Annotated in this window: 28 protein-coding genes; 20 read left to right on the top strand and 8 right to left on the bottom strand. The window is 72.4% G+C overall.

Features of this window, described 5'->3' with window-relative positions; genetic code table 11:
• Nucleotides 1-22 precede the first annotated feature (22 nt).
• The 3 genes from GR130_RS28645 to GR130_RS28635 all read right to left on the bottom strand — a co-directional run bounded on the left by GR130_RS28645 (nucleotide 23) and on the right by GR130_RS28635 (nucleotide 1356).
• The gene (locus tag GR130_RS28645; protein WP_159507390.1) at nucleotides 23-202 is read right to left on the bottom strand and encodes a DUF6126 family protein; all 180 of its coding nucleotides are present in this window, start codon (nucleotides 200-202) and stop codon (nucleotides 23-25) included.
• A 49-nt stretch (nucleotides 203-251) separates the two neighbouring features.
• Nucleotides 252-881, bottom strand: a complete 630-nt coding sequence (locus GR130_RS28640; protein ID WP_159507389.1) for a helix-turn-helix domain-containing protein — start codon at nucleotides 879-881, stop codon at nucleotides 252-254.
• A gap of 91 nt (nucleotides 882-972) precedes the next feature.
• Nucleotides 973-1356 carry a VOC family protein gene (locus GR130_RS28635; protein ID WP_159507388.1) on the bottom strand — a complete coding sequence of 128 codons (384 nt, stop codon included), beginning with the start codon at nucleotides 1354-1356 and terminating at the stop codon, nucleotides 973-975.
• Between the two features lie 186 nt (nucleotides 1357-1542).
• Between GR130_RS28635 and GR130_RS28630 the strand changes: the two genes are divergently transcribed.
• From GR130_RS28630 to GR130_RS28620, 3 genes are all read left to right on the top strand, one after another.
• Nucleotides 1543-1986: a ribonuclease domain-containing protein gene (locus GR130_RS28630; protein WP_159507387.1), complete on the top strand. Its 444-nt coding sequence runs from the start codon at nucleotides 1543-1545 to the stop codon at nucleotides 1984-1986.
• A 341-nt stretch (nucleotides 1987-2327) separates the two neighbouring features.
• Entirely contained in the window at nucleotides 2328-2996 is a 669-nt protein-coding gene (locus GR130_RS28625) for a bifunctional 4-hydroxy-2-oxoglutarate aldolase/2-dehydro-3-deoxy-phosphogluconate aldolase (protein WP_159507386.1), read from the top strand.
• A 168-nt stretch (nucleotides 2997-3164) separates the two neighbouring features.
• On the top strand, nucleotides 3165-4040 hold the full coding sequence (locus GR130_RS28620; protein WP_159507385.1) for a transporter substrate-binding domain-containing protein: 876 nt from the start codon (nucleotides 3165-3167) through the stop codon (nucleotides 4038-4040).
• Nucleotides 4041-4075: 35 nt separating this feature from the next.
• Here the strand turns inward: GR130_RS28620 and GR130_RS28615 are convergent, their stop codons facing one another.
• Together GR130_RS28615 and GR130_RS28610 are read right to left on the bottom strand one after the other, a co-directional pair.
• On the bottom strand, nucleotides 4076-4477 hold the full coding sequence (locus tag GR130_RS28615; protein ID WP_159507384.1) for a VOC family protein: 402 nt from the start codon (nucleotides 4475-4477) through the stop codon (nucleotides 4076-4078).
• 51 nt (nucleotides 4478-4528) lie between these two features.
• A complete protein-coding gene (locus tag GR130_RS28610; RefSeq protein ID WP_159507383.1) occupies nucleotides 4529-5419 on the bottom strand; it encodes a LysR family transcriptional regulator in 891 nt (296 codons plus the stop codon).
• 61 nt (nucleotides 5420-5480) lie between these two features.
• On the opposite strand from GR130_RS28610, the gene GR130_RS28605 reads away from it, so the two are divergent.
• From GR130_RS28605 to GR130_RS28525, 17 genes are all read left to right on the top strand, one after another.
• Nucleotides 5481-6839 (top strand): MFS transporter, encoded by a 1359-nt coding sequence (locus GR130_RS28605; RefSeq protein ID WP_159507382.1) that lies wholly within the window; start codon nucleotides 5481-5483, stop codon nucleotides 6837-6839.
• A 63-nt stretch (nucleotides 6840-6902) separates the two neighbouring features.
• Nucleotides 6903-7643, top strand: a complete 741-nt coding sequence (locus tag GR130_RS28600; RefSeq protein ID WP_159507381.1) for an SDR family oxidoreductase — start codon at nucleotides 6903-6905, stop codon at nucleotides 7641-7643.
• 105 nt (nucleotides 7644-7748) lie between these two features.
• The gene (locus GR130_RS28595) at nucleotides 7749-8522 is read left to right on the top strand and encodes a GntR family transcriptional regulator (protein ID WP_159507380.1); all 774 of its coding nucleotides are present in this window, start codon (nucleotides 7749-7751) and stop codon (nucleotides 8520-8522) included.
• A gap of 222 nt (nucleotides 8523-8744) precedes the next feature.
• Complete coding sequence (locus tag GR130_RS28590; protein ID WP_159507379.1) at nucleotides 8745-9764, top strand: sugar ABC transporter substrate-binding protein; 1020 nt, start codon at nucleotides 8745-8747, stop codon at nucleotides 9762-9764.
• A gap of 227 nt (nucleotides 9765-9991) precedes the next feature.
• A complete protein-coding gene (locus tag GR130_RS28585; RefSeq protein ID WP_443043683.1) occupies nucleotides 9992-10975 on the top strand; it encodes a sugar ABC transporter substrate-binding protein in 984 nt (327 codons plus the stop codon).
• Nucleotides 10972-12042 (top strand): ABC transporter permease, encoded by a 1071-nt coding sequence (locus GR130_RS28580; RefSeq protein ID WP_159507378.1) that lies wholly within the window; start codon nucleotides 10972-10974, stop codon nucleotides 12040-12042. The genes GR130_RS28585 and GR130_RS28580 overlap by 4 nt, the downstream gene beginning before the upstream one ends.
• Nucleotides 12039-12848 (top strand): ATP-binding cassette domain-containing protein, encoded by an 810-nt coding sequence (locus tag GR130_RS28575; RefSeq protein WP_159507377.1) that lies wholly within the window; start codon nucleotides 12039-12041, stop codon nucleotides 12846-12848. The genes GR130_RS28580 and GR130_RS28575 overlap by 4 nt, the downstream gene beginning before the upstream one ends.
• A gap of 213 nt (nucleotides 12849-13061) precedes the next feature.
• Nucleotides 13062-14183: an ROK family glucokinase gene (locus GR130_RS28570; RefSeq protein WP_159507376.1), complete on the top strand. Its 1122-nt coding sequence runs from the start codon at nucleotides 13062-13064 to the stop codon at nucleotides 14181-14183.
• Entirely contained in the window at nucleotides 14180-14770 is a 591-nt protein-coding gene (locus GR130_RS28565) for a hypothetical protein (protein WP_159507375.1), read from the top strand. Before GR130_RS28570 ends, GR130_RS28565 begins: the two co-directional genes overlap by 4 nt.
• Nucleotides 14771-14874: 104 nt before the next feature.
• Entirely contained in the window at nucleotides 14875-16155 is a 1281-nt protein-coding gene (gene pcaDC / locus GR130_RS28560) for a bifunctional 3-oxoadipate enol-lactonase/4-carboxymuconolactone decarboxylase PcaDC (RefSeq protein ID WP_159507374.1), read from the top strand.
• Between the two features lie 107 nt (nucleotides 16156-16262).
• Entirely contained in the window at nucleotides 16263-16901 is a 639-nt protein-coding gene (locus tag GR130_RS28555) for an MBL fold metallo-hydrolase (protein ID WP_159507373.1), read from the top strand.
• Nucleotides 16902-16931: 30 nt separating this feature from the next.
• Nucleotides 16932-17711: an exodeoxyribonuclease III gene (locus GR130_RS28550; protein WP_159507372.1), complete on the top strand. Its 780-nt coding sequence runs from the start codon at nucleotides 16932-16934 to the stop codon at nucleotides 17709-17711.
• Between the two features lie 115 nt (nucleotides 17712-17826).
• Nucleotides 17827-18267: a DUF6278 family protein gene (locus GR130_RS28545; RefSeq protein WP_159507371.1), complete on the top strand. Its 441-nt coding sequence runs from the start codon at nucleotides 17827-17829 to the stop codon at nucleotides 18265-18267.
• A 183-nt stretch (nucleotides 18268-18450) separates the two neighbouring features.
• Nucleotides 18451-19194, top strand: coding sequence for an amino acid ABC transporter ATP-binding protein (locus GR130_RS28540; protein WP_159507370.1), 744 nt, complete (start codon nucleotides 18451-18453; stop codon nucleotides 19192-19194).
• A gap of 14 nt (nucleotides 19195-19208) precedes the next feature.
• Entirely contained in the window at nucleotides 19209-20165 is a 957-nt protein-coding gene (locus GR130_RS28535; protein WP_159507369.1) for a glutamate ABC transporter substrate-binding protein, read from the top strand.
• 34 nt (nucleotides 20166-20199) lie between these two features.
• Nucleotides 20200-20844 (top strand): amino acid ABC transporter permease, encoded by a 645-nt coding sequence (locus tag GR130_RS28530; RefSeq protein WP_159507368.1) that lies wholly within the window; start codon nucleotides 20200-20202, stop codon nucleotides 20842-20844.
• The gene (locus tag GR130_RS28525; protein WP_159507367.1) at nucleotides 20841-21704 is read left to right on the top strand and encodes an amino acid ABC transporter permease; all 864 of its coding nucleotides are present in this window, start codon (nucleotides 20841-20843) and stop codon (nucleotides 21702-21704) included. Before GR130_RS28530 ends, GR130_RS28525 begins: the two co-directional genes overlap by 4 nt.
• A gap of 23 nt (nucleotides 21705-21727) precedes the next feature.
• Here the strand turns inward: GR130_RS28525 and GR130_RS28520 are convergent, their stop codons facing one another.
• The 3 genes from GR130_RS28520 to GR130_RS28510 all read right to left on the bottom strand — a co-directional run bounded on the left by GR130_RS28520 (nucleotide 21728) and on the right by GR130_RS28510 (nucleotide 24436).
• On the bottom strand, nucleotides 21728-22213 hold the full coding sequence (locus tag GR130_RS28520) for a hypothetical protein (RefSeq protein WP_159507366.1): 486 nt from the start codon (nucleotides 22211-22213) through the stop codon (nucleotides 21728-21730).
• Between the two features lie 54 nt (nucleotides 22214-22267).
• Nucleotides 22268-22723, bottom strand: a complete 456-nt coding sequence (locus GR130_RS28515) for a pyridoxamine 5'-phosphate oxidase family protein (RefSeq protein ID WP_159507365.1) — start codon at nucleotides 22721-22723, stop codon at nucleotides 22268-22270.
• A gap of 93 nt (nucleotides 22724-22816) precedes the next feature.
• Nucleotides 22817-24436, bottom strand: coding sequence for an alpha/beta fold hydrolase (locus GR130_RS28510; protein ID WP_159507364.1), 1620 nt, complete (start codon nucleotides 24434-24436; stop codon nucleotides 22817-22819).
• Nucleotides 24437-24503 lie beyond the last annotated feature (67 nt).

Below are 24503 nucleotides of genomic sequence, written 5' to 3'. Positions count from 1 at the left end.
ACACCGACTCACCGGCCGGCTCCTAGCGGGACTTGGCGATGATGACCAGCAGGCTCATGAAGGCCAGCAGTACATGGGTGGCGACGACGTAGACGAAGACCCGCACATACAGGCCGCGCGGTGGCTTGTTCTCGACGTACTGCGCGGAGGCGGGCTCGGGAGACGAGGGGGCGGGGGAAGCGGGGGTGGGGTTTTCGGGCACGGCGAACGGACCTTCCCTTCCGGAACGGTGAACGGCGGACGGTGCGGGCTCAGACCCCGCGGTGTGGTGGCGCCCCGTCGCCCAGGCACAGCTCGGCGGCGCCGCTCTGCAGCAGCGTGTGCACGAACAGCAGCTCCACACCGCCGCGGTGCGCCGCGGCGATCCGGTGCGGGGTCAGCGAGTCGAAGTGCGCGGCGTCGCCCGGATCCAGCACGTGCGCCGTTTCGCCGAGCGTCAGCCGCAGTCGGCCGGAGAGGACGTAGAGCCACTCCTCGCCGGGGTGCACCCGCACCAGCTCGCGCTGTGCCCGGTACGGCACCCGGACCCGCAGCGACTGCATCGCACGTCCAGCGCCGCCGACGGTCCAGTACGTCCAGCCGCCGGCCTCCGACGGCTCGGTGCGCCCGGCCCGCACGATGGGGTCGTGCTCGGGCGCGGTCTCGCCGAGCAGGTCGGATACCGTGGTGCCGTACGTACGGGCCAGCGCCAGCAGCATCGGCAGCGACGGCTGCCGCTGACCGGTCTCCAGCCGCGACAGGTGTGCCGGCGACAGGCCCACCCGCCGGGCCGCGGCCTCCAGCGTCAGGCCGCCGCGTCGTCGCAGGTCACGCAGCCGGGGGGCGACGGTGGCGAACTCCTCCGGAGCGGTGCCGGAGGGCTCGTCGGGGAGCTGGGTCATGGCTCCGGTATAGCCAGCCTTCACCTCGGAGGCAAAAGATTTGCCTCCGAGGCAAAGGCGGGGCCCGACCCGTCCGAAGGGCCGGCGGCCGTTACGCGACGTCCTGCGGGTACCAGCGGAGCTCGACGGTGTTGCCGTCGGGGTCGGACACGTAGATCGACTGCGCCTCGCCCCGCGCCCCGTACCGGCCGACGGGGCCTTCCAGCACCGTGAAGCGGCCCGAGTCGATGACCTGCTGCCAGTCCAGCGGGTCGACGACCAGGCAGATGTGGTCCACGTTGGACCCGCTGCGGGGGCCGGTGATCAGGTCGATGATGGTGGACGGGGTCACCCGCACCGAGGGGAACGGGGCCTTGCCGGCCCGCCATTCGTCCACCCGGACCGGCTCCAGGCCGAGCGGTCCGCAGTAGAAGGCGAGCGAGCGCTCGATGTCCTCCACGGTGAGCACGAGGTGGTCGAAGTCCTTGACGCGCATGGGCGGCCCTCCAGAGGGGTGTCGATAACGATGCCAGTAGAGCGGAACTGGTGATCGGTCAAGGGGAACACGCGGGCGGCGCAGCGGAACAAATGGGGTGTCCTCGGGGTGTCCCTGTGAACTCCCGGGAAACTTAGGCTTCTTGGGATTGACAGGGGCATGTCTACGCGCGTCATTCTGTACGGCATGAGAATCCCCCCACGGATTACGAAGATCGGCGCCGCGGGCGCCCTCGCCTCGGCCCTGCTCCTCGGCGGGACCGCCGTCGCCGCGACGCCCGCCGTCGCCACGACCCACACGGTCGCGGCCCACGTCAGGACCGTCGACGACGCCAACGACATCGGCAAGGTCTGCTATTCCCAGCTCCCGGACCAGGCCCACGACACCCTCAACCTGATCGACCAGGGCGGCCCCTTCCCGTACCCGGGGAAGGACGGGTCGGTCTTCACCAACACCGAAGGCGTCCTCCCGGCCCAGAGCGCGCCGGACTACTACCACGAGTACACCGTCATCACCCCGGGCGCGCCCACCCGCGGTGCCCGGCGCATCGTGACCGGCGAACAGCCCCAGGAGGACTACTACACCGCCGACCACTACAAGACCTTCAACCTCGTCGACCGCAGCTGCTGAGAGCTCAGCAGCGGTAGCTGACGTACCGTCCGCCCGGCGGCCGGGGTGCACCCGCACCCCGGCCGCCGTCGTGCTCCCCCGGACTTACGGGCCTCACCTGCCACTTCTCCCTCTCCTTCGCCCATTCTCGGCAGAAGGGGCGCACAGGGGCGCACCCCGAGGGAGGATTGTCAGTGGTTGCCGGTAGCGTTTCGGTGGATACGAGGAGTGGGCGGGCATCGGCGGCATACGGGCCAGTAGCGGTCAGCCGGCGCGGCGCGCCCCGGGAAGTGCTGGGTCTGTCGTGAGCCGTGTCGCAGCGGCAGCGAGCGTCGGAGAAGAAGGAAGGGCGGCGAACTGCCGTGTATCGCTGGGAGATCACCCGGGCCGCACTGGCGCAGCGCGTTTTCGCCATCGTCCGCAGCGCCACCTACGACGAGGCGAGTGCCACCGCCGACACCCTGCTGTCGGCCGGCATCACGAGCCTGGAGATATCCCTCACCACTCCGTTCGCCCTGGAGGCGGTGACCACCCTCACCCGCGAGCTGGGCGACGACGCCGTCATCGGCGCCGGTACGGTCCTTGACGCGGTGTCGGCCCGGATGGCGGTGGACGCGGGCGCCCGCTTCCTGGTCTCGCCGAGCCTGGACGCCGAGGTCATCCGCACCGCCCACCGCTACGGCGTGCCGGTCTTCGCCGGGGTCTCGACGCCGAACGAGATCGTGCGGGGCCTGGAGCTGGGCGCGGACGCGCTCAAGCTCTTCCCGGCCACCGGACGCCACCCGTCCTGGATCAGCGACGTCCGCGCCGCCCTGCCGCAGGCGCCGTTGCTGCCGACCGGCGGGGTGACGGCGGAGACCGCGCCGGAGTGGATCGCCGCGGGCGCGGTCGCGGTGGGGATGGGCTCGGCCCTGTCGGAGGGGGACCGCGAGACCGTCGCCAAGCGCGCCGCGGACCTCCTCGTACGGCTCGCCGACGCGGTGCCGGAACAGCCGGGCGGCGAGAGGACGATGGACCTCTACGGGGACTGACCGGGGGCGGGACGGGGGGAAGGGGCAAGGCCGGGAAGGGGGCGAACCGGTGGAGCGGGACGGGGAGTTGCGGTCCGGTGCCGTCCCACTGGCCGGGCGGGGCTTCACCTGGCGCGGCGGCTCTGCCACCCTGAGCGCTCCGCTCGCCTGATGAGGAGTCAGCCCACCATGAAGCGCGCCGTCCTGCTCCCCGCCCTCGCCTGCCTGCTCGCCCTCACCGCCGCCGCCCCGGCGGCCTCGTACGCCACCCCCGCCCCGAGCCCGGGGGCCGCCCCGACCGCCGGGGTGACGGCGGCGGGGGCGCCGGCCGCAGACCGGCCCGACCGGCGGCCGGGCAGCCTGCTGGACGCCGTCCCGCGCCGCGGTGTGCTGCGCGTGTGCACCACCGGCGACTACCGCCCCTTCAGCTACCGCGACCCCAGGACCGGCGCCTACAGCGGTGTGGACATCTCCATGGCCCGGGACCTCGCCAAGAGCCTGGACGCCACGCCCCGTTACGTCCCCACCACGTGGGCGAAGCTCGTCGGCGACCTCGCGGCCGGCCGCTGCGACATCGGCATGGGCGGTGTCTCCGTCACCCTCGCACGGGCCCGCGCGGTGTACTTCAGCGAGCCGACCCGCACCGACGGCAAGACGCCCATCGTGCGCTGCGCGGACCAGGGCCGGTACCGGACCCTGGAGCAGATCGACCGGCCCGGGACCCGGGTCGTCGTCAACCCCGGCGGCACCAACGAGCAGTTCGCCCGCGCGCACCTCAAGAAGGCCACCATCACGGTCCACCCGGACAACACCACGATCTTCGACGAGATCGTCGCCGGCCGGGCGGACGTGATGATGACCGATGCCGGCGAGACCCGCTACCAGGCCAGGGTCCACCCCGAGCTGTGCGCCGTGCACCCGGACCGGCCGTTCACCTTCTCCGAGAAGGCGTACGCGCTGCCGCGCGGCGACGACGCGTTCCTGGCGTATGTGAACCAGTGGGTCCACCTGGCCACGCACGACGGCACGTACCGGAAGTACGAGCGTGCGTGGATGGGGAAGTGACGAGTAGTCAGCAGCGAGTAGTCAGCAGCCAGGAGTCAGTTGCCGTGGTCGGACGGGGCGGCCGGGCCGGGGGGACGGTGCCCCAGGACGTTGATCACCCGGCCGTTCGGGTCCACCGCGAAGAAGCGGCGGACGCCCCACTCCTCGTCCTGGAGCGGGTGCACGATCCGCGCGCCGGAGGCGAGCACCGCGGCGTACACCGCGTCCACGTCCTCGACCTCGATGCTCAGGTCGGGGGCGACCGGCGCGGTCTCGTCGCGGGTCATGAAGGTGAGTTGCGCGGTGGGGTGGGAGGGCGAGGCGAGGGTCATCACCCAGCCGTGGTTCATCACCTCCTCGAAGCCCAGCAGGCCGTAGAAGGCGCGGTTCTCGGCCAGCGCGTCCGGCGCGCCGCCGGGGGCGAGGTGGATGTCGGGGACGACACGGCGTACGGACACGGGGGCTCCTCGGAGGTGGGGCGCCGGGCGGTGGGCCGGATGTGACGGAGGCTACGGGACCGGGAGCTGCCGTACCGCCTCGATGACGTCGCGGAGCACCGTCCGGTGGTCGTCCGGGCGCCAGGCCAGGGCGAGCCGGCTCGGGGAGAGACCGCCGACGGGGCGGGCGACCACGCCGGGGCGCTGGTAGAGCGCGGCGTTGCCGGCGGCCAGCAGGACCACGCCCAGCCCGGCCTCCACCGCCTCGAACGTCTCGTCCGCACTGGCCACCACCGCACCGGTCCGCACCGGCCGGCCGCCGCGTTCGGACACCGCCAGCCAGTAGTCGCGCAGCTCGCCCGCGCTCTCCGGGAGCGCCAGGAACGGCTCGTCGAGCAGCTCGGCGAACGGGATCTCGGCGGAGTCCGCGAGCCGGTGCCCGGCCGGCAGCGCCACCCAGCGCGGTTCGGTGGCCACCACCTCGACGGCGAACGCCGCCTGTTCGGGGAACGGCAGCCACAGCAGCGCCAGGTCCGCCGTGCCGTCCGCGAGGCCGGCCGTACCGTCCTCCCAGCTGATCTGCCGTACCCGAACCTGCCAGTTGGGGCGCCGCTCGGCGAACCGCGCCCGTATGGCGGGCAGCAGGCCGCGGCCCACGCTCGTGGAGACCCCCAGCGTCAGGACGGCGGCCTCGGCTGCGGCCGCGTCGCTGACCGCCCGCTGAGCCTCGTCCCACAGCTGGACGACCTCGCGCGCCCGGGGCAGCAGGGCGGTGCCGGCGGCGGTCAGCGTCACCGTGCGCCGGTCGCGGTGGAAGAGCTTGACGCGGAGGCCGTCCTCCAGCTGCCGGATCTGCTTGCTGAGCGCCGGCTGCGAGATGAACAGCCGCTGCGCGGCCCGGGTGAAGTTCAACTCCTCGGCGGTGGCGAGGAAATAGCGCAGATCGCGCACATGGGCATCCATAGCTCATGGTTATCAGAAACGGTCTTGGACGGGGAGGGGAATCCGGCCCGAGGATCACCGCATGGACTCACCGCAGCAGCACCAACTCGCCGCCCCGCACTCCTCGTTGCCCACCCCGCCGGCTCCCGACCCGGCCGGCCGCAGCCACTGGGGGCGGCTGGTCGCCACCGTCCTGGTGTCCGTCGCGGCCGTGACTCCGGGGCTGATGGCGCCCGCCCTCGCGGCGCCCGTCCAGCAGGCCCTGCACCTGTCCGGTACGGCCTTCGGGGCGGCGGTGACCTGCTTCTTCGCCTGTACGGCGCTCGGGTCGTTCGCCGCCCGCCGGATCGTGCCGAGGCTCCCCGTGCGGGCCGTGCTCGGCGCCGTCGGCCTGCTGGCGGCCGCCGTGCTCGCGGGGCTGGCGCTGGCCGGCCACCTCTGGCAGCTGTGCCTGCTGCTCGCGCTCGCCGGTCTCGGCAACGCCTTCACCCAGCCGGTCGCGGCCCGGGTCATCGCCGCGGACATCGCGCCCGGCCGGCACTCCTTCGCGGGCGGCCTCTTCGGCGCGTCCCTCGGCGCCGGGCCGTTCCTCCCCGGGCTGCTGGTCACGCTGGTGGCGGCCCCGTACGGCTGGCGGCCCGCGCTGTGGACGGCGGCCGGGATCGCGCTGACGTCGCTGGCGGCGGCCGCACTGGCCCGCCGGCCGGCCGCCGACTCCCCGTCCGCGGCGGCGAGTTCGGGAGCGGGGCAGGCGCCGCGTACGGCCGCCGTGCACAGCCCCCGGACCACCGGCCGGGTGGTCGCGGCCTGGAGTGTCGCCGCGGCTCTGGCGACCATCGGCAGCAACGTCGGCTCGGCGTACTTCATCCAGATCGGCACCGCCTCCGGGTTCTCCGCCGGCACGGCCGGGACGCTCCAGATGCTGGCGAGCGTGCTGGGCATCGCCGTCCGCCTCGGCTCGGGCCGGCAGGCCGACCGGGCGCCGCACCGCATCCCGCGGACCGTCGCCGCGATGATGCTCACCGGCACCGCCGGACTCGCGCTGATCACGGCGGGCACCCCGGTGACGTTCCTGGCCGGCGCGCTGCTCGCGGTGGCCGGCGGCTGGGGCTGGACCGGGCTGCTGCTCGCCGCCACCATGCGGCTGCTGCCCGGTGAGAGCGCGCGGGCCGGGGCGGCGATGCAGGGCGGGCTGTTCGCGGGCGCGGCCATCGGGCCGCTGTCCTTCGGCGCGCTCTCCGGACAGTTCGGCATCCCGGCCACGGTCGGGCTCGCGGCGGCCGGCCCGCTGCTGGGCGCACTGCTGCTGATCGCCGGGATCCGCGCGCTGGCCGCCGACGCGCGGTCGGCGGCGGGGCGCCCGGCGCCTGCGGACACCACCGCATGCCGCCGGGACGGCGACCGCCCGGCCGGCCGTACGGGCGGCCCGGCGGACCGCTGAGTGAGCGCCCGCCCCCGGCCGGCTACCTATCCGCCGACCCCCGCGACGACCCCAGGAGCCCGTATGCCCGCCACCCCCGCAGCCCGGACCGCCGCCACCACCGTCTCCCTGGTCACCGGCGCCACCCGCGGCATCGGCCGCGAGGTCGTACGCCGGCTGGCCGCGCTCGGCCACACGGCGCTGCTCACCGGGCGCTCCCCGGACGCCGTGCGGCGGGCCGCCGACGAGCTGCGCGAGGGCGGCCCGGACGGCGCCCGCCTGGACGTGCGCCCGCTGTGGCTGGATGTCACCGACGACCGCAGCGTCGCCATCGCGGCGGCCCAAGTGGCCGATGAGTTCGGCAGGTTGGACGTTCTGGTCAACAACGCCGGGACCTGCTACGACACCGGGCAGCGCGCCGTGACCGCCGATCTGCGCGCCGTCCGCGAGGCCGCCGAGACCAACCTCTACGGACCGTGGCGGACGGCGATCGCCTTCGCGCCGCTGCTGCGGGCCTCGGCGCATCCGCGGCTGGTCAACGTCTCCAGCGAGGCCGCCTCGCTGACCAACATGGGCGGTGGCACCCCCGCGTACTCGGCGTCCAAGGCCGCGCTGAACGCGCTGACCCGGATGCTGGCCGCCGAGCTGCGGGCCGACGGGGTGCTGGTCAACGCGGTCTGCCCCGGGTGGGTGGCCACCGACATGGGCGGACCGGGCGGCCGGCCGGTCGCGGAGGGCGCCGAGAGCGTCCTGTATGCGGCGACCCTGCCCGACGACGGCCCGACGGGCGGCTTCTTCCGCGACGGCCGCCCGCTGCCCTGGTAGGCGGACGGCCGCGCCGGGCCCGCCCGAACGGTTCCGACCCACCTTGTCCGGACAATGTGACCTACGGACTTCCCGTCATCTGCGCGGGCGGATACGCTCGCCGGCGTGGGGAAACGCGATGCACAAGCCGTGGGAGCCGAGGGCCCCGTCCAGTTCAGCGTGGACCGGAACAGCCCGGTCCCGTTGTATTTCCAGCTGTCGCAGCAGTTGGAGGCCGCGATCGAGAACGGCAGGCTGGCGCCCGGCAGCCTTCTCGGCAACGAGATCGACCTGGCCGGCCGGTTGGGCCTGTCCCGGCCCACGGTGCGCCAGGCGATCCAGTCGCTGGTGGACAAGGGGCTGCTGGTCCGCCGCCGCGGCATCGGCACCCAGGTCGTCCACAGCCAGGTCAAGCGCCCGCTGGAGCTGAGCAGCCTCTACGACGACCTGGAGGCGGCCGGGCAGAAGCCGGCCACCCGGGTGCTGCTCAACACCACCACCGAGGCGGACGCCGAGGTGGCCGCCGCGCTGGGCATCGCCGAGGGCGCCGAGGTAGCCCTGGTGGAGCGGCTGCGACTGACCCACGGCGAACCGGTCGCGCACCTGCGCAACCACCTCCCCGTCGGGCTGCTCAAGCTGGAGACCGCGGCCCTGGAGGAGACCGGCCTGTACCGGCTGATGCGGTCGGCCGGGATCACCCTGCACAGCGCCCGTCAGGCCGTGGGCGCCCGCGCGGCGACCGCCGAGGAGGCCGCGCGGCTCGACGAGCCCGAGGGCGCGCCGCTGCTCACGATGCAGCGCACCACCTTCGACGACACCGGCCGCCCGGTCGAGTTCGGCTCGCACGTCTACCGCGCGTCCCGCTACGCCTTCGAGTTCCAGCTGCTGGTCCGGCCCTGAGTCGGTCCCATCCACGCTGACCAGCGGTTTCGTCCGCCGGTGAGCGGTGCTTCCGGCTGCCCGCGTGCGCGGGGCGGCGGGCCGGCCGCCGCCCGGCCCGCTCCCCGCTCCGCCACCCCGCTCGCGTCAGAATGTTCGGACAAACTATTGACGTGGCGGGACGCGCGCCGTTAGAACTCCTCCAGCCGCAATCCGGCGGCCGGGGAGCGAAGGCGGTCCACGATGATCTGCGCGCGCAAGGCTCGACCCGTATCTGCTCGGCACGCGACCCTCCGCACCGCCGTCGCCTTACTGGCCGCCGGTGCCCTGCTCGCCGGATGCGGCACTTCCGGCGGGAAGGCCCAGAGCGCGCCCGGTGGCAGCGGCGGGCGCGCGGGCGCGGCACACATGACCATCGGGATGGTCAGCCACTCCGGCGACGGCGACACCTTCTGGGACATCGTGCAGAACGGTGCCCGGCGGGCCGCCGCCAAGGACGGCGTCAGGTTCCTCTACGCCCATGACAAAGAGGGCTCGCGGCAGGCCGAGCTGATCCAGTCCTACATCGACCAGAAGGTCGACGGGCTGATCGTCACGCTCGCCAAACCGGAGGCCGTCAAGGCCGCCGTCCAGAAGGCGGTGGCACAGGGCATACCCGTCGTCACGATCAACTCCGGCGGCGAGTTCTCCGCGGCCTACGGGGCGCTCGCGCACATCGGGCAGGACGAGTCGGTGGCCGGCCGTGCGGTCGGCGACGAGCTGAACAACCGGCACGCCCGGCACGTCCTCTGCGTCATCCACGAGCAGGGCAACGTGTCGCTGGAGGACCGCTGCGCCGGTGTCCGCGCGGCGTTCCACGGGAAGGTCGACACCCTCGACGTCGACGGGACCAACGCGCCCGCCTCCCAGTCCTCCATCCAGGCCGAACTCCAGGCCGACCCCTCCCTCGACACCGTCGTGACACTGGGTGCGCCCATCGCGTCCCTCTCGGTCAAGGCGAAGCAGGAGGCCGGCAGCTCGGCGCAGATCGCGACGTTCGACCTCAATGCCGAGGTGGTCAAGCTCCTCAAGGCCAAGGACGTGGAGTTCGCGGTAGACCAGCAGCCGTACCTCCAGGGGTACGAGGCGGTGGACCTGCTCCGGCTCCACCGGGACAACGCCGACGTCCTCGGCGGCGGCAAGCCGGTGCTCACCGGGCCGGCCGTCGTCACCGGCAAGGACGTACCGGAGCTGGAGCAGTACACAGGGCGTGGCACCCGGTGACGGAGAAGGGAAGGCGGGACCCCATGAACCGGTACAGATCGCCGGTAACGGATACTTGGAAGGTTGCCCGGCCCGGCCGGCCGGAGTCGGGGCGACAGCGGACAGAGCAGGAGCGGCAGGAACGGCACGCACCGCCGGCACGGACGGGCCGGCGCACGCGGCCGGCACAGCGACAACAGCGGGAAGGGCAAGTCCTCGTGGCAAGGGCAGGAAGAAGAGGACGCGTCGTGTGCGCCGTGCTGGCAGCGGTGCTCGGCGCCTCCCTGGCGGGATGCAGCAGCACCGGAGGCAAGCGCGCCGAGGATGCGCGGGCCGCCCAGGCCGCCGGCGGCAAGGCCGCGGTCAACACCCCCCGGTGGACCTTCGCGATGGTCACCCACTCCGGGGACGGCGACACCTTCTGGGACATCGTGCAGAACGGCGCCCAGCAGGCCGCCGTCAAGGACAACATCAAGTTCGTCTACGCACACGACAAGGAGGCCCAGCGGCAGAGCCAGCTCGTCCAGTCCTACATCGACCAGAAGGTCGACGGGCTGATCGTCTCGCTCGCCAAGCCGGACGCCATGAAGGACGTCGTCCTCAAGGCCGAGAAGGCCGGCATCCCGGTGATCACGGTCAATTCCGGCGCCGAGGAGTCCAAGGCGTTCGGCGCGCTCAGCCACATCGGGCAGGACGAGACGGTGGCCGGCGAGGCGGTCGGCGAGGAGCTGAACAAGCGCGGCAAGAAGAAGGCGCTGTGCGTCCTGCACGAGCAGGGCAACGTCGGCCACGAGCAGCGCTGCGACGGTGCCAAGCAGACGTTCAAGGGCGATCTGCAGAAGCTGTACGTGGACGGCACCAACATGCCCGACGTCCAGGCGTCCATCGAGTCCAAGCTCCAGGCCGACCCGTCCATCGACGCGGTGGTCACCCTCGGCGCGCCCTTCGCCCCCACCGCCGTCAAGGCCAGGGAGCAGGCCGGAAGCAAGGCTGAGGTCGACACCTTCGACCTGAACGCGCAGGTCGCGGCGGGCCTCAAGGACGGCTCGCTGGGCTTCGCGGTCGACCAGCAGCCCTACCTCCAGGGATACGAGGCGGTCGACCTGCTGTGGCTGTACAAGTACAACTCCGACGTCCTCGGCGGCGGCAAGCCGGTGCTCACCGGACCCCAGGTGATCACCAAGAAGGATGCCGACGCGCTCCAGGACTACACGAAGCGGGGGACCCGATGAGCCACACCGACGCACCTCCCCGGCAGCCCGCCCGGCCGTCGAAGAGCGCGGGCGACGAACGGCTGCTGCACCGCTCGCTGGCGCGCCGCCTGATGGGCCGGCCCGAACTGGGCTCGGTGGTCGGCGCCATCGCGGTCTTCCTCTTCTTCTCCATCGCCGCCGAACCGTTCCTGCGGGCCTCCAGCCTCTCCACCGTCCTCTACGCGTCCTCGACGATCGGCATCATGGCCGTCCCGGTCGCGCTGCTGATGATCGGCGGCGAGTTCGACCTGTCGGCCGGTGTCATGGTCGTCAGCTCGGCGCTGATCTCGTCGATGTTCAGCTACCAGATGACCGCCAACACCTGGGTCGGCGTCGGGGTGTCGCTCGTGGTCACCCTCGCCTTCGGCGTCCTCAACGGCCTCCTGCTGACCCGTACGAAGCTGCCCAGCTTCGTCATCACGCTCGGCACCTTCTTCATGCTGACCGGCCTCAACCTCGGCTTCACCAAGCTGATCAGCGGCACCGTCTCGACGAAGTCCATCGCCGACATGGAGGGCTTCAACTCGGCGCGGGCGCTCTTCGCCTCGCATCTGACCATCGGGAACGTCGACATCCAGATCACCATCGTGTGGTGGATCGTGCTGGTCGCGGTCGCCACCTGGATCCTGCTGCGGACCAGGGTCGGCAACTGGATCTTCGCGGTGGGCGGCAACGCGGACGCCGCGCGGGCGGTCGGCGTCCCGGTCACCAAGACCAAGATCGGCCTCTACATGGGCGTCGCCCTCGCCGCCTGGATCTCCGGACAGCACCTGCTGTTCTCGTACGACGCGATCCAGTCCGGCGACGGCGTCGGCAACGAATTCCTCTACATCATCGCGGCCGCCGTCGGCGGCTGCCTGATGACCGGCGGCTTCGGCTCGGCGATCGGTGCCGCCGTCGGCGCGTTCATCTTCGGCATGACCAGCAAGGGCATCGTCTACGCACAGTGGAACCCGGACTGGTACAAGTTCTTCCTCGGCGCGATGCTGCTGCTCGCCACGCTGCTGAACGCCTGGGTCCGCAAGCGGGCGGAGGCCACATCATGACGGCGCTGGTCGAACTCCGGGACGTCAGCAAGCTCTACGGCAACATCAAGGCGCTGGAAGGCGTGTCGCTGGAGGTGCACGCGGGCGAGATCTCCTGTGTCCTCGGCGACAACGGCGCCGGCAAGTCCACCCTCATCAAGATCATCGCGGGGCTGCACCAGCACGACGCCGGCACCTTCGCCGTCGAGGGCGAGGAGACCCGGCTCGGCTCCCCGCGCGAGGCCCTGGACCGCGGCATCGCCACCGTCTACCAGGACCTGGCCGTCGTCCCCCTCATGCCGGTGTGGCGGAACTTCTTCCTCGGCTCCGAGCCGACCACCGGCTTCGGCCCGTTCAAACGGCTCGACGTCCGCACCATGCGCGAGACCACCCGCAGCGAGCTGCTGCGGATGGGCATCGACCTGCGCGACGTCGACCAGCCCATCGGCACGCTCTCGGGCGGCGAACGTCAATGCGTCGCCATCGCCCGCGCCGTCTACTTCGGCGCCAAGGTCCTCGTCCTGGACGAACCGACGGCGGCGCTCGGCGTCAAGCAGTCCGGCGTGGTCCTCAAGTACGTCGCCGCCGCCCGCGACGCCGGGCTCGGCGTGGTGTTGATCACGCACAACCCGCACCACGCCTACCTGGTCGGCGACCGCTTCGTCCTCCTCAAGCGCGGCACCATGGCCGGCAGCCACCTCAAGTCGGAGATCGCGCTGGACGAGCTCACCCGCCAGATGGCGGGCGGCAGCGAGCTGGAACAGCTCAGCCACGAGCTCGCCCGTACGGAGACCCCGGAATTCCCGGGAGGCCACCGCCCCGAGTGATCACGGCGGCGCCCCGCGGCGGCTCTCCGGCCGCCGCGGGGCCCCTCGCCCCACGTCGCGGTGCGCCGGACGGCGCGGTTGATGCACAATCGCAGCGGACCATCCGCGCCGAGGCCCCCGGCCTCCCCGAGACCCCGCAGGGACGAGACGACTCTTGCGAGCACTCAGCCGCCGCGACCGTAACGGCAGCCGTAACGGCGAAGAGGTGGGCCCATGAGCATGTACCGGGACCGGGTGCACCGAGGATCCGCCAGAGCCACCGTGCTGCGCACGGTCGGCACCCGGGAGCGCCGCTCCCACCTGACCGCCCCGCGCGTGCCCACCGTCGGCATCGACATCGGCGGCACCAAGGTCATGGCCGGCGTGGTCGACGCCGACGGCACCATCCTGGAGAAGGTCCGCACCGAGACGCCGGACAAGTCCAAGAGCCCCAAGGTCGTCGAGGACACCATCACCGAGCTGGTGCTCGACCTCTCCGACCGGCACGACGTGCACGCCGTGGGCATCGGCGCCGCCGGCTGGGTCGACGCCGACCGCTCCCGGGTGCTCTTCGCCCCGCATCTGAACTGGCGCAACGAACCGCTCCGCGACCGTCTCGCCGGCCGGCTGGCGGTCCCGGTCATGGTCGACAACGACGCCAACACCGCTGCCTGGGCGGAATGGCGGTTCGGCGCCGGCCGCGGCCAGGACCACCTCGTCATGATCACGCTCGGCACGGGCATCGGCGGCGCGATCCTGGAGGACGGTGCCGTCAAGCGCGGCAAATACGGTGTCGCAGGCGAGTTCGGCCATATGCAGGTCGTGCCCGGCGGCCACCGCTGCCCCTGCGGCAACCGCGGCTGCTGGGAGCAGTACAGCTCCGGCAACGCCCTGGTGCGGGAGGCCCGCGAGCTGGCCGCCGCCGACTCCCCGGTCGCGTACAACATCATCGAGCGGGTCGGCGGGCGCGTCCAGGACATCACCGGGCCGCTGATCACCGAGCTGGCCCGCGAGGGCGACGCCATGTGCGTCGAACTCCTCCAGGACATCGGGCAGTGGCTCGGCGTCGGCATCGCCAACCTCGCCGCCGCCCTCGACCCCTCCTGCTTCGTCATCGGCGGTGGCGTCAGCGCCGCCGACGACCTGCTGATCGGCCCTGCCAGGGACGCCTTCCGACGCCATCTGACCGGCCGCGGCTACCGCCCCGAAGCCACCATCGCCAAGGCCCAGTTGGGCCCCGAGGCCGGCATGGTCGGCGCCGCCGACCTGGCCCGCCTGGTGGCCCGCCGCTTCCGGCGCGCCAACCGCCGCCGAGTGGAGCGCTACGAGCGCTACGAACGGTCCGGCCGCCGATGACCGAACCGGACCTGCCCCCCATGCACGACGACCTGCCGCCCGTACGGGACGACCACACCGCGCTGCCGCCCCGCCCCAAGCGCCGCCGGCCCTTCCTCAAGGCGCTGATCATCTTCCTGCTGGTCACGATCCCGGCGGGCTACCTCGTGATCTCCGCCGGGCAGAGCCGCCAGAGCGGCGAGGACAGTCAGGCCGAGGCCGCCGTCACGGGCCTGACCAACGCCTTCCCCTCCAAGCTCCAGCAGCGGGTCTACGACGTCCCGGTACCGATCGGCTCCACGCCGGTCTACTACTACGAGACCAACTCCTGGCAGACCAGCTCGCTGTTCGTGCAGTTCCGGACCAACGACTGGGGCCTCGCGCACTACCTCGCGGCCGTCGGCTCCAGCACCGCGGCCCTCAAGAAGGACGCGATCACCATCGCGCCCGCACAGGCGGCCAAGGTGGGCTGGGACTTCGACGCCGACTGGCCCTGGCAGGGCACCACGGTCGCCAGGAAGGCGCCGCTGCCCACCCAGCAGATCATGGTCAGCAACGACGAACCGGGCCACCCCGTCGTCTACGTCGTCTCCACCGTGAAGTTCTGAGGGCCACGCCCCACCGCCCGCCGGCCCGCCGTGTTCCGGCCGGTTACCGGGGCGTTCCTGACCCGGGTGTCAGGATCGCGTCACGGAGTCGGTAGCGTGGTCGGGTGAGCGAGAAGACCCTGCAGCACCGGATCGACGGTCCCGACGACGCCCCCGTACTGGTACTGGGCGCGTCCCTCGGGACGACCTGGCACATGTGGGACCGGCAGATCCCCGAGCTGACCCGCCAGTGGCGGGTCATCCGCTTCGACCTGCCCGGTCACGGCGGATCGCCCGCCCACGCGGCGACATCCATCGCGGAAGTGGCCGACCGGCTGATCGCCACTCTCGACCTCCTGGGCGTGGAGCGCTTCGGCTACGCCGGCTGCAACATCGGCGGCGCCATCGGCACGCAGCTGGCCCTCACCCGCCCGCACCGCGTCACCTCCCTGGCGCTGGTGTCCTCGTCGCCGCGCTACGGAACCGCCGACGCCTGGCGCCAGCGCGGTGTGGTGATCCGGACCAACGGGCTCGACCCGATCGCCCGCACCGCGCCCGAGCACTGGTTCACCCCGGGCTTCGCCGGCGCCCAGCCCGCCATCGTCGAATGGGCCGTCCAGATGGTGCGGACCACCGACCCCGGCTGCTACATCGCCGCCTGCGAGGCGCTGGCCGCGTTCGACGTGCGGTCCTCCCTGGGCCGGGTCGGCGTGCCCACCCTCGTCGTCGTCGGCTCCGAGGACCAGGTCACCCCGACCACCGACGCCCGCGCCCTGGTCGCCGGTATACCGGACGCGGGCCTGGCACTTGTCCCCGGCACCTCGCACCTGGCCCCCGTCGAGCAGCCCGCGGCGGTCACCGAACTCCTCATCCGCCACTTCAGCACCGCCTGGCACGACAAGCCCGGCCCCGCCGGCCCGGCCGCCATCGGCGCCGCCGCCCCCAAGGCCCAGATCGCGCCCCCGATGCCGACGACGGCCCCGGCCGCCATCGAGTCCGGCCTCAGCCGGCCCGCCCAGGTCCGCGGCGGTACGTACGAGCAGGGCATCAAGATCCGCCGCGAGGTCCTCGGCAACGCCCACGTGGACCGCGTCGAGGCCGCCACCGACGACTTCAACGCCGACTTCCACGACTTCGTCACCCGCTACGCCTGGGGCGAGACGTGGACCCGCCCCGGCCTCGACCGCCGCACCCGCAGCGTCATCACCCTCACCGCGCTGGTCGCCCGCGGCCACTACGAGGAGCTCGCGCTGCACACCCGCGCCGCCCTCCGCAACGGCCTCACCCCCACGGAGATCAAGGAGGTCCTCCTCCACACCGCGGTCTACTGCGGCGTCCCCGCCGCCAACTCCGCCTTCGCGGTGGCCCAGCGGGTCATCCAGGAGGAGACGACACCGGAGGCGTGAGAGGCCCTTGTGGGGGGGGTGGGGGCGGGACTTCCGTGATCGGGCCTGAAGGGCCGGGGCCGGTCGACGGTCGCCCGCCCGCGGCCGCCGGGCGGCAGGATGGCCCCATGGAACTCACCAAGAAGACCCACGCCTGTGTCCGGATCACCAAGGACGGGCGGACGCTGGTCATCGATCCCGGTGTCTTCAGCGAGGCGGACGCAGCCGTCGGGGCGGACGCGATCCTGGTCACCCACGAGCACCTGGACCACTTCGACCAGGGCCGGCTCCGGGCGGGCATGGAGGCCAACCCGGGGGCCGAGATCTGGACCCTGGCGAGCGTCGCCGAGCAGATCTCCGCGGCGTTCCCCGGGCGGGTGCACACCGTGGGGGAGGGTGACACGTTCACCGCCGCCGGCTTCGAGGTGGAGGTGCACGGCCAGTTGCACGCCGTGATCCACCCGGACATCCCGCGCATCACGAACGTCGGCTTCCTGCTGGACGGCTCGGTGTTCCACCCGGGCGACGCGCTCACCGTCCCCGAGGGCCGCACCGTCGACACCCTGCTGCTGCCCGTCCACGCCCCCTGGAACAAGGTCGCCGAGATCATCGACTACGTCCGCGAGGTGGCGCCGCGCAGGGCCGTCGACATCCACGACAGCCTGCTCCAGGACCACGCCCGGCCGATCTACGACTCCCTGATCGACAAGCTGGGCGGAACCGACCACGGCCGGCTCGCCCCGGGCACCGGCACCGAGGTGGGGTAGCTGTCGGTGCCGGGTTGTAGGTTGGCAGACATGCGCATCGCCACCTGGAACGTCAACTCGATCACCGCCCGCCTCCCGAGGCTGCTGGCCTGGCTGGAGAGCACCGGCACGGACGTGCTGTGCATCCAGGAGACCAAGTGCTCCGCCGAGCAGTTCCCCTACGACGAGCTGCGCGAGCTGGGGTACGAGGCCGCGGTCAACGCCAGCGGCCGGTGGAACGGCGTGGCGCTGCTGTCCAGGGTGGGCCTGGAGGACGTGGTCCCGGGGCTGCCCGGCGGCCCGGACTACGAGGGCGTGCAGGAGCCGCGCGCCGTCTCGGCGACCTGCGGCCCGGCCCGCGTCTGGTCGGTCTACGTCCCCAACGGCCGCGAGGTCGACCATGCGCACTACGTCTACAAGCTCGGCTGGTTCGAGGCGCTGAGGACGGCCGTCGCCGAGGACGCGGCCGGCCCCCGGCCGTTCGCGGTCCTCGGCGACTTCAACGTCGCGCCGACGGACGACGACGTCTGGGATCCCGCCGTCTTCGTCGGCCAGACCCATGTCACGCCGGCCGAGCGCGCCGCGCTGGGCGCCCTGAGGGAGGCCGGCCTGGCGGATGTGGTGCCCCGCCCCCTGAAGTACGACCGGCCCTACACCTACTGGGACTACCGCCAGCTCGCCTTCCCCAAGAACAAGGGCATGCGCATCGACCTGGTCTACGGCAACGCGCCGTTCGCCAAGGCCGTCTCGGACGCCTATGTCGACCGCGAGGAGCGGAAGGGCAAGGGCGCCTCGGACCACGCCCCGGTCGTGGTGGACCTGGACGTCTAGGCGAAGCCGGGCCGCTCGCCGCTCGCCGGGGAGGCGTGCGGAGGTGGTGAGGTGGCGTGCGCGCCGCGCCGCGCGCCTGTGGCCCTGGCGCGGGGGCGGGTGGGACCCTCGCACCATGAACATGTCTTTCCTGGACAGGTGGCGCGGGCGCGCGCAGCGGGCCGGCTCGGTGCCGCTGGCGGAGTCGGTGCGCGCGGACCCCGAGAGCGTCGTCCAGCTGCTGTCCGAGTGCGAGCTGCTGCGTGACCAGGCGGCCACCGCGGGGGTCGAACTGGACGACTCCGTGGGGTCGTTGGAGGCGCTCGACCAGTTGCAGCCGGTGTGGCGGGACGACCCCGAGGTGCTGCCCTGGCTCGGCAACGACGCGGGGCTGTATCTCGGTACGGTCCTGGTCCGCACGGTGCGCGGCGCCGTCTGGCACGTGTGGCCGGACGGACAGCCGGTGGTGCGGCTGGAGTCCGGCCGGGAGATCGACGTGGTGGCGGCCGGCCATGAGTGGGCCGACGACGGCGCGCCCGAACTGTCCCAGGTGTACGCCGAGGTGGCCGAGGGCTGATCCGCCGGCGCGGTCCCCGCGGGTGCGGTCCCCGCGGGTGCCCGGCAGGGCGGCGGCGCGGTCCGGCCCCGGCGCCCGATGCCGCAATAGGTCCCCTCCATGCGTGTCAGCGGCTTATCGCCCCGTTCGTACGGGTAAGTTGCGGGCCCTGTGCTGCACGGACGACAGGGGGCAGGTCTCCACATGGCCGCTGAGGCGCTGATCGAACTGCGCGGGGTCAACAAGCACTACGGCGCACTGCACGTCCTCCAGGACATCGATCTCACCGTCGGCCGCGGGGAGGTGGTGGTGATCATCGGGCCCTCCGGGTCCGGGAAGTCGACCCTGTGCCGGGCCATCAACCGGCTGGAGACCATCGAGTCGGGCAGCATCGAGCTGGACGGCGTACCGCTGCCCGAAGAGGGGCGGGCGCTGGCCGCGCTGCGGGCCGAAGTCGGCATGGTCTTCCAGTCGTTCAACCTCTTCGCGCACAAGACCGTGCTGGCCAACGTGATGCTGGCGCCGGTCAAGGTGCGCCGGCAGAAGAAGGACGAGGCGGCGCGGCGGGCCCGCGAACTCCTGGACCGGGTCGGGCTCGCGGCCCACGCGGACAAGTATCCGGCGCAGCTCTCCGGCGGCCAGCAGCAGCGGGTCGCCATCGCCCGCGCGCTCGCCATGGAACCCAAGGCGCTGCTCTTCGACGAGCCGACCTCGGCCCTCGACCCGGAGATGATCAACGAGGTGCTGGAGGTCATGCGGCAGCTCGCCCGGGACGGGATGACGATGGTCGTGGTCACCCATGAGATGGGCTTCGCCCGCTCCGCCGCCAACCGCGTGGTGTTCATGGCCGACGGCCGGATCATCGAGGACCGCACCCCCGAGGAGTTCTTCACCGCGCCCCGCAGCGAACGTGCCAGGGACTTCCTCTCCAAGATCCTCAAGCACTGAACGGGGCGCCCGCGATGCCGCATCCGCCCACCTCGCCCGCGCCCCGCCGTACCCCCCGTGCCCGCCGCGCCGCCGTCGCCTGCCTCCTGGGCCTGATGGTCCTCGCGCTCGCCGCCACGGGCTGCGGCCGGCCCGGCAGCCCGCCCGTCAAGGGCCCCAGGGGCAGCGACCTGCCGAGGTATCCGGTGGCCCGGAACTTCTCGCTGCCCGCCTCCCCGATCTGGCGGGCCGCCGCGCGCCGCGGCCGGCTCGTCGTCGGCGTCAAGGAGGACCAGCCCTACCTCGGCGAACGGGACCCCGCCACCGGCACCTACAGCGGCTTCGACATCGAGATCGCCAAGATGGCGGCCGCCGCGCTCGGCTTCCCCGAGCGGTCCGTGGTGTTCCGCACCATCGCCTCCGCCAACCGCGAAACGGCGCTCCAGAACGGCCAGATCGACCTCTATGTCGGTACGTACACCATCAACGCCAAGCGCAGGCGGCAGGTGGGCTTCGCCGGCCCGTACTACATGGCGGGCCAGTCGCTCCTGGTCCGCAGCGACGAGCACGACATCCACGGCCCGCAGGACCTGGCCGGCAAACGCGTCTGCTCGGCGGCCGGCTCGACCGCCTACCAGCGCATCCGGGCCGACTACCCCCAGGCCGTCCTGGTCGCCTACGACACCTACTCGGTCTGCGTGGACAACCTGCTCACCTACCAGGTCGACGCGGTCACCACCGACGACGCGATCCTGCTGGGCTATGCCGCCAAGGTGCCCGACCAGCTGAAGGTGGTCGGCCGGCCGTTCTCCCGGGAGCCGTACGGCATCGGCGTACCGCGCGGCGACGCCCCGCTGCGGTTCGCGCTGGACGACGCGCTCGCCGCCGCCGAGAAGAACGGCAGCTGGCGGGCCGCCTACGACGCCACGCTGGGCCTGTCCGGTGTGCCCGCGCCGCAGCCGCCCCCGATCGACCGCTACCCGGCGGGCTGAGGACACCGGCCCCACGAGGAACCAGGACCGACCGATGAACGTGCTTCTCGACAACCTCTCCCTCTACGGGCAGGGCCTGCTGGGCACCGTCGAACTCACCGTCTACGCCTCGCTGCTCGCCCTCGTCCTCGGCTTCGCCATGGCGGCGTTCCGCGTCGCACCGGTCGGCTCGCTGCGGATCTTCGGCACGGTCTGGGTGACGGTGCTGCGCAACACCCCGCTGACCCTGCTGTTCTTCGCCGTGCTGCTGGGCCTGCCGCGCTTCGGGCTGGTGTTGCCCTTCCAGCTCTTCGCCGTCCTCGCGCTGGGCTGCTACACCTCCGCGTTCATCTGCGAGGCGGTGCGCTCCGGCATCAACACCGTGCCGGCCGGGCAGGGCGAGGCGGCCCGCAGCCTGGGCATGACCTTTGTGCAGACGCTCGGCCTGGTGGTCCTCCCGCAGGCGTTCCGGTCGGTCATCCCGCCCATCGGCTCGACCCTGATCGCGCTCGCCAAGAACTCCGCGATCGCCGGTTCGTTCAGCGTCGTCGAACTCCTCGGCGTCTACAAGCCGCTCAACGAGATGGGGTACGGCATCGTCTGGTCGTTCGTCTGGATCGCCGTCGGCTACCTGCTCGTGACCCTGACCATCGGCGCCCTCTTCAACGCGCTGGAGAAGCACTACGGAGTCGCCCGATGACCACCGCCCTCTACGACCTGCCGGGCCCCAGGGCCCGCCGGCGGCACCGGTGTTACGGGCTCGGCTCGACCGCCGTACTGCTCGCCCTGCTCGCCTGGATCGTCTCGCTGCTCTGGCACACGCACCAGTTCACCGCGGCGAAGTGGACCCCCTTCCTCTACCGCGGCATCCAGGACCTGCTCCTGACCGGACTCGGCAACACGCTGCGCGCCTTCGGGCTCGCGGCGGTGCTGTCGCTGGCGCTGGGCGCCGTGCTCGCGGCGGGCCGGCTGTCCGCGCACCGGCCGCTGCGCCGGGTGTGCACGCTGCTGGTGGAGTTCTTCCGCGCCATGCCCGTGCTCGTGATGATCTTCTTCGTCTATGTGGCGCTGCAGATGGCGCCGCTGACGGCGCTGGTCAGCGGGCTGACCCTGTACAACGGCTCGGTGCTCGCGGAGGTCTTCCGCACCGGCATCAACGCCGTCGAACGCGGCCAGGGCGAGGCCGCCTACGCCCTGGGCCTGCGCAAGACCCAGGTCATGACGTACGTCCTGGTGCCGCAGGCGGTCCGGGCGATGCTGCCGGCGATCATCTCCCAGCTGGTGGTCGCCCTGAAGGACACCTCGCTCGGCTTCCTCATCACCTACGAGGAGTTCCTGCACGCCGGCAAGCTCATCGCGTCCAACCTCGACTACGACCTGCCGTTCATCCCGGTCGTGCTGGTCATCTCGCCGGCCTACATCGGGATGTGCATGCTGCTGTCCTGGCTCGCCCACTGGGTCGCCGGCCGGCAGCGGCGCAGTCCCAAGGTGGCGGCGGACGAGGTGGCCGCGCCCCAGCCGGGCACGCTGCTGCCGGGGGACCACCGGGCGCGGGGCTGAACGGGCCCTGCCCGGCGCCCCGTTCAGCGGAACCGGCGGGCCATCCACGGGCTGAGCGCGGCGTGCCCGATCAGCTCCTTGTAGGTCTCGTCGCCGGGAAGCGGCACCACCAGCCACTGCCCCGGCGGGAAGAACCGGCTCCTGACATACGCCAGGTCGCCGTAGACCGCGCGCAGGAACGCCGGTACCGCGTCCCGGGGCACATCGGCGAAGTCCACCGCGTCCACGGTGATCCTCGCGTCGTCCTCGGGGTAGAGCTGGACGGTGACGGCGGGGGTGCCGCCCAGCTCCACGAACGCCTCGTGCGGGAGCGAGCCGTCCGGGTCGAGGACGGTGAACGCCCCGGCGGCGGTGCGCCGCGAGGTCCGGTCCGCGCCGATGTCGTCGGTGACGGTCAGCTCCAGGCCGTACTCGCCGGCGACGTCCCGGATCGCGGTGACCGCCGCCTCGGTCGTCGGCAGGTGCGGGTGCCGGCGCCGGCCGGGCGGCGGTGTGTCGCGGTGTCCCATGCCGCGATCATGCCGTATGCGGAGGTTCCGGGCGGGACCGGGGAGCCGGCGGCGTCAGACCTGCCAGACGCCGTCCCGCATCAGCTCCCGGTCGGCCAGTTCGTTCTCCTCGCGCCAGACCAGCAGCCGCCGCGGGGTGAACCGCAGGAAGACCCACCGCTCGCGGCCCCACGGGTTCCAGCCGAGCTTCGCCCCGAGCGCGTCCGCGGCGTCCCGCGGCAGCGCGTCGCTCGCCAGGACCTCCGCGGTGCAGTGGGCGAGCACCACGTCGCGGGTGGTCCCCAGCGCCACCCAACTCTCCCCGTTGGCAGCGAGGTTGCGGGGGGTGGGGTTCCGCCCCTTGGTCGCCATCACCAGGCGCTCGCGGTGCCAGACGAACGAGAGCGGCACCAGGGTGGGCGCCCCGTCGGCGGAGGCGGACGAGACCCAGGCGTCCTCGTCCGACTCCAGCCGCCGGAGCGCGTCCCGCTTGCGTTGCCCGGCATCGCGGGCCGGGGGGAGAGTCCTCATGGCCGGAGCGTAACGACGCGTGCCCGCCAGCCGCTTCGGGCGCGGGCCGTAGGGCGGTGGTCGTAGGCCCGGGTGCGGGCGGGGCGCGGCGGGTCAGTCGCGCACCGGCACCGACACATACGACGGGTCGTTCGCCGGGGAGGAGAACGTCAGCCGGGAGCCGGGCGGGTTCTGGGCTATGTAGAGCGGGTCGACGGTGTCCACGACCACCGCCAGCCGGTGTCCGGCCGGTACGTCGTACGCCGTGGAGAAGAGGTCCAGGTCCACGCCGAACGGCCGGCCCGGCGTCTTGCCGTGGAAGGTGAACGGGCCGTGCGTGACCAGTTTGCCCAGGCCGAGCGGGCCCACGTCGTAGAGGTAGGCGATGGCGGTGCCGCTCTCGGCGGTGCTGGTCACGGTGGTGTGCAGACGGGTGGTGCCGCGGACCCGCTGCCCGGTCTCGTACGGCGCGGACTGCCACACCGCGGCCAGCGAGCGCGGCAGCAGCGGGATCGACGCCATCGGCGGCAGCTTGAGGAACTGGTCCATCATGCTGGAGAGGAAGATCACCCCGCCGTCGGCACCGGAGTCCAGGTTGGTGCGGATCCGCTGACTGCCGTCGAGCGCGATCCTGCGGTGCGCGGACGGTACGTCCTGCCAGCTCTTGTAGCCCTCGTAGGCGCCGGTGGAGCGGGACTTGAGGAGCACCGGCGACTCGCGGTCGATGCCGTTGTCCGCGCCCTTGAGGTAGTGGTCGAACCACCGCTTGGTGTCGGTCCAGGTGTCGTTGGGCAGCCCGAAGAGGCCGAGCCCCTCGGCCGTCGCATGGTCACCGGGGCGGAACTCCAGCCGCTTGGGCCCCTTCAGCTTCTCGTAGAACGCGGCGTACTGGTTGGGCGGGAAGAGCGAGTCGCCCCAGGCGTTCCCGAGCATGATCGCCGCGCCGTTGGCGTTGATCTTGTCGATATAGGTGACCGGCGAGCGCTTCTTCCCCCACGCGATCATGTCCTTCTCCTTGGACATGTCGGCGCTCAGGAACTCCTTGAGGATCCGCTGGAGTTCGGGGCTGGGCCGGCCGGTCAGATCGCCCAGGCCGCCCAGCACCTCCGCCGCCTGGAGGTGCGGGGTGCGCCCGCTGTAGATCGAGTCGATGAGGTCGCCCCAGCCGCTGAGCGCCGCGACCGCCTTGACCCGCTTGTCGAACGCGGAGGTCAGCAGGCTGATGCCGGCGCCGTACGACACCCCGCCCATGCCGACCTTCCGCGGATCGGCCGGGGTGTGCGCCAGCGCCCAGTCGATCACCTTGGAGGCGTCGGCGATGTCCTGCGGTCCGGCCGTCTCGATCTTCCCGCCCGACTGCCAGAATCCGCGCGCGTTGTAGCCGACGACGACATATCCCGCGTCGGCCAGCTTCTTCGCCTGCGCCAGGTACTCGATCTGCGGCATGGCCCAGCTGGTGGGAAGCACGATGACCGGGTAGCGCCGGGTGCCGTCGGCGCCGGCCGGCGTGAAGACGTTCGCCTTGAGCGTGATCCCGCCCTCGCCCCTGATGTCGACGAACTTCAGGGACGGGAAGGCGGCGGCGGAACGCGCCGGGGCGGTGGGCGCGGTGGCGCGGTGGGACGCCGCGGCTCCGGCGGCCTGCGCCGGGGCGCCGGTGAGAACGGTGGCGGTGAGGACCGCGGCGGAGACGGTGCCGATCGCGGCGCGCAGCGTCGTGCGGGAGGGCGTCATCTTCTGCTCCAGATCTCGACGCGAGCCGCGCGGACGCTGTCCGAGGACAGGAGGGGCGTCCGGCGGC

This window comes from Streptomyces sp. GS7, from assembly GCF_009834125.1.
Lineage (GTDB): Bacteria > Actinomycetota > Actinomycetes > Streptomycetales > Streptomycetaceae > Streptomyces.
Note: the sequence above shows the minus strand (reverse complement) of the source record. Positions and strands in the feature narration are given on the sequence as shown.

Coding starts and splice junctions, on each gene's coding strand:
- GR130_RS28640 (WP_159507389.1), bottom strand. CDS start 881: ATGACCCAGCTCCCCGACGAGCCCTCCGGCACCGCTCCGGAGGAGTTC.
- GR130_RS28635 (WP_159507388.1), bottom strand. CDS start 1,356: ATGCGCGTCAAGGACTTCGACCACCTCGTGCTCACCGTGGAGGACATC.
- GR130_RS28630 (WP_159507387.1), top strand. CDS start 1,543: ATGAGAATCCCCCCACGGATTACGAAGATCGGCGCCGCGGGCGCCCTC.
- GR130_RS28620 (WP_159507385.1), top strand. CDS start 3,165: ATGAAGCGCGCCGTCCTGCTCCCCGCCCTCGCCTGCCTGCTCGCCCTC.
- GR130_RS28610 (WP_159507383.1), bottom strand. CDS start 5,419: ATGGATGCCCATGTGCGCGATCTGCGCTATTTCCTCGCCACCGCCGAG.
- GR130_RS28605 (WP_159507382.1), top strand. CDS start 5,481: ATGGACTCACCGCAGCAGCACCAACTCGCCGCCCCGCACTCCTCGTTG.
- GR130_RS28600 (WP_159507381.1), top strand. CDS start 6,903: ATGCCCGCCACCCCCGCAGCCCGGACCGCCGCCACCACCGTCTCCCTG.
- GR130_RS28590 (WP_159507379.1), top strand. CDS start 8,745: ATGATCTGCGCGCGCAAGGCTCGACCCGTATCTGCTCGGCACGCGACC.
- GR130_RS28580 (WP_159507378.1), top strand. CDS start 10,972: ATGAGCCACACCGACGCACCTCCCCGGCAGCCCGCCCGGCCGTCGAAG.
- GR130_RS28575 (WP_159507377.1), top strand. CDS start 12,039: ATGACGGCGCTGGTCGAACTCCGGGACGTCAGCAAGCTCTACGGCAAC.
- GR130_RS28570 (WP_159507376.1), top strand. CDS start 13,062: ATGAGCATGTACCGGGACCGGGTGCACCGAGGATCCGCCAGAGCCACC.
- GR130_RS28565 (WP_159507375.1), top strand. CDS start 14,180: ATGACCGAACCGGACCTGCCCCCCATGCACGACGACCTGCCGCCCGTA.
- GR130_RS28555 (WP_159507373.1), top strand. CDS start 16,263: ATGGAACTCACCAAGAAGACCCACGCCTGTGTCCGGATCACCAAGGAC.
- GR130_RS28550 (WP_159507372.1), top strand. CDS start 16,932: ATGCGCATCGCCACCTGGAACGTCAACTCGATCACCGCCCGCCTCCCG.
- GR130_RS28545 (WP_159507371.1), top strand. CDS start 17,827: ATGAACATGTCTTTCCTGGACAGGTGGCGCGGGCGCGCGCAGCGGGCC.
- GR130_RS28540 (WP_159507370.1), top strand. CDS start 18,451: ATGGCCGCTGAGGCGCTGATCGAACTGCGCGGGGTCAACAAGCACTAC.
- GR130_RS28535 (WP_159507369.1), top strand. CDS start 19,209: ATGCCGCATCCGCCCACCTCGCCCGCGCCCCGCCGTACCCCCCGTGCC.
- GR130_RS28530 (WP_159507368.1), top strand. CDS start 20,200: ATGAACGTGCTTCTCGACAACCTCTCCCTCTACGGGCAGGGCCTGCTG.
- GR130_RS28525 (WP_159507367.1), top strand. CDS start 20,841: ATGACCACCGCCCTCTACGACCTGCCGGGCCCCAGGGCCCGCCGGCGG.
- GR130_RS28520 (WP_159507366.1), bottom strand. CDS start 22,213: ATGGGACACCGCGACACACCGCCGCCCGGCCGGCGCCGGCACCCGCAC.
- GR130_RS28515 (WP_159507365.1), bottom strand. CDS start 22,723: ATGAGGACTCTCCCCCCGGCCCGCGATGCCGGGCAACGCAAGCGGGAC.
- GR130_RS28510 (WP_159507364.1), bottom strand. CDS start 24,436: ATGACGCCCTCCCGCACGACGCTGCGCGCCGCGATCGGCACCGTCTCC.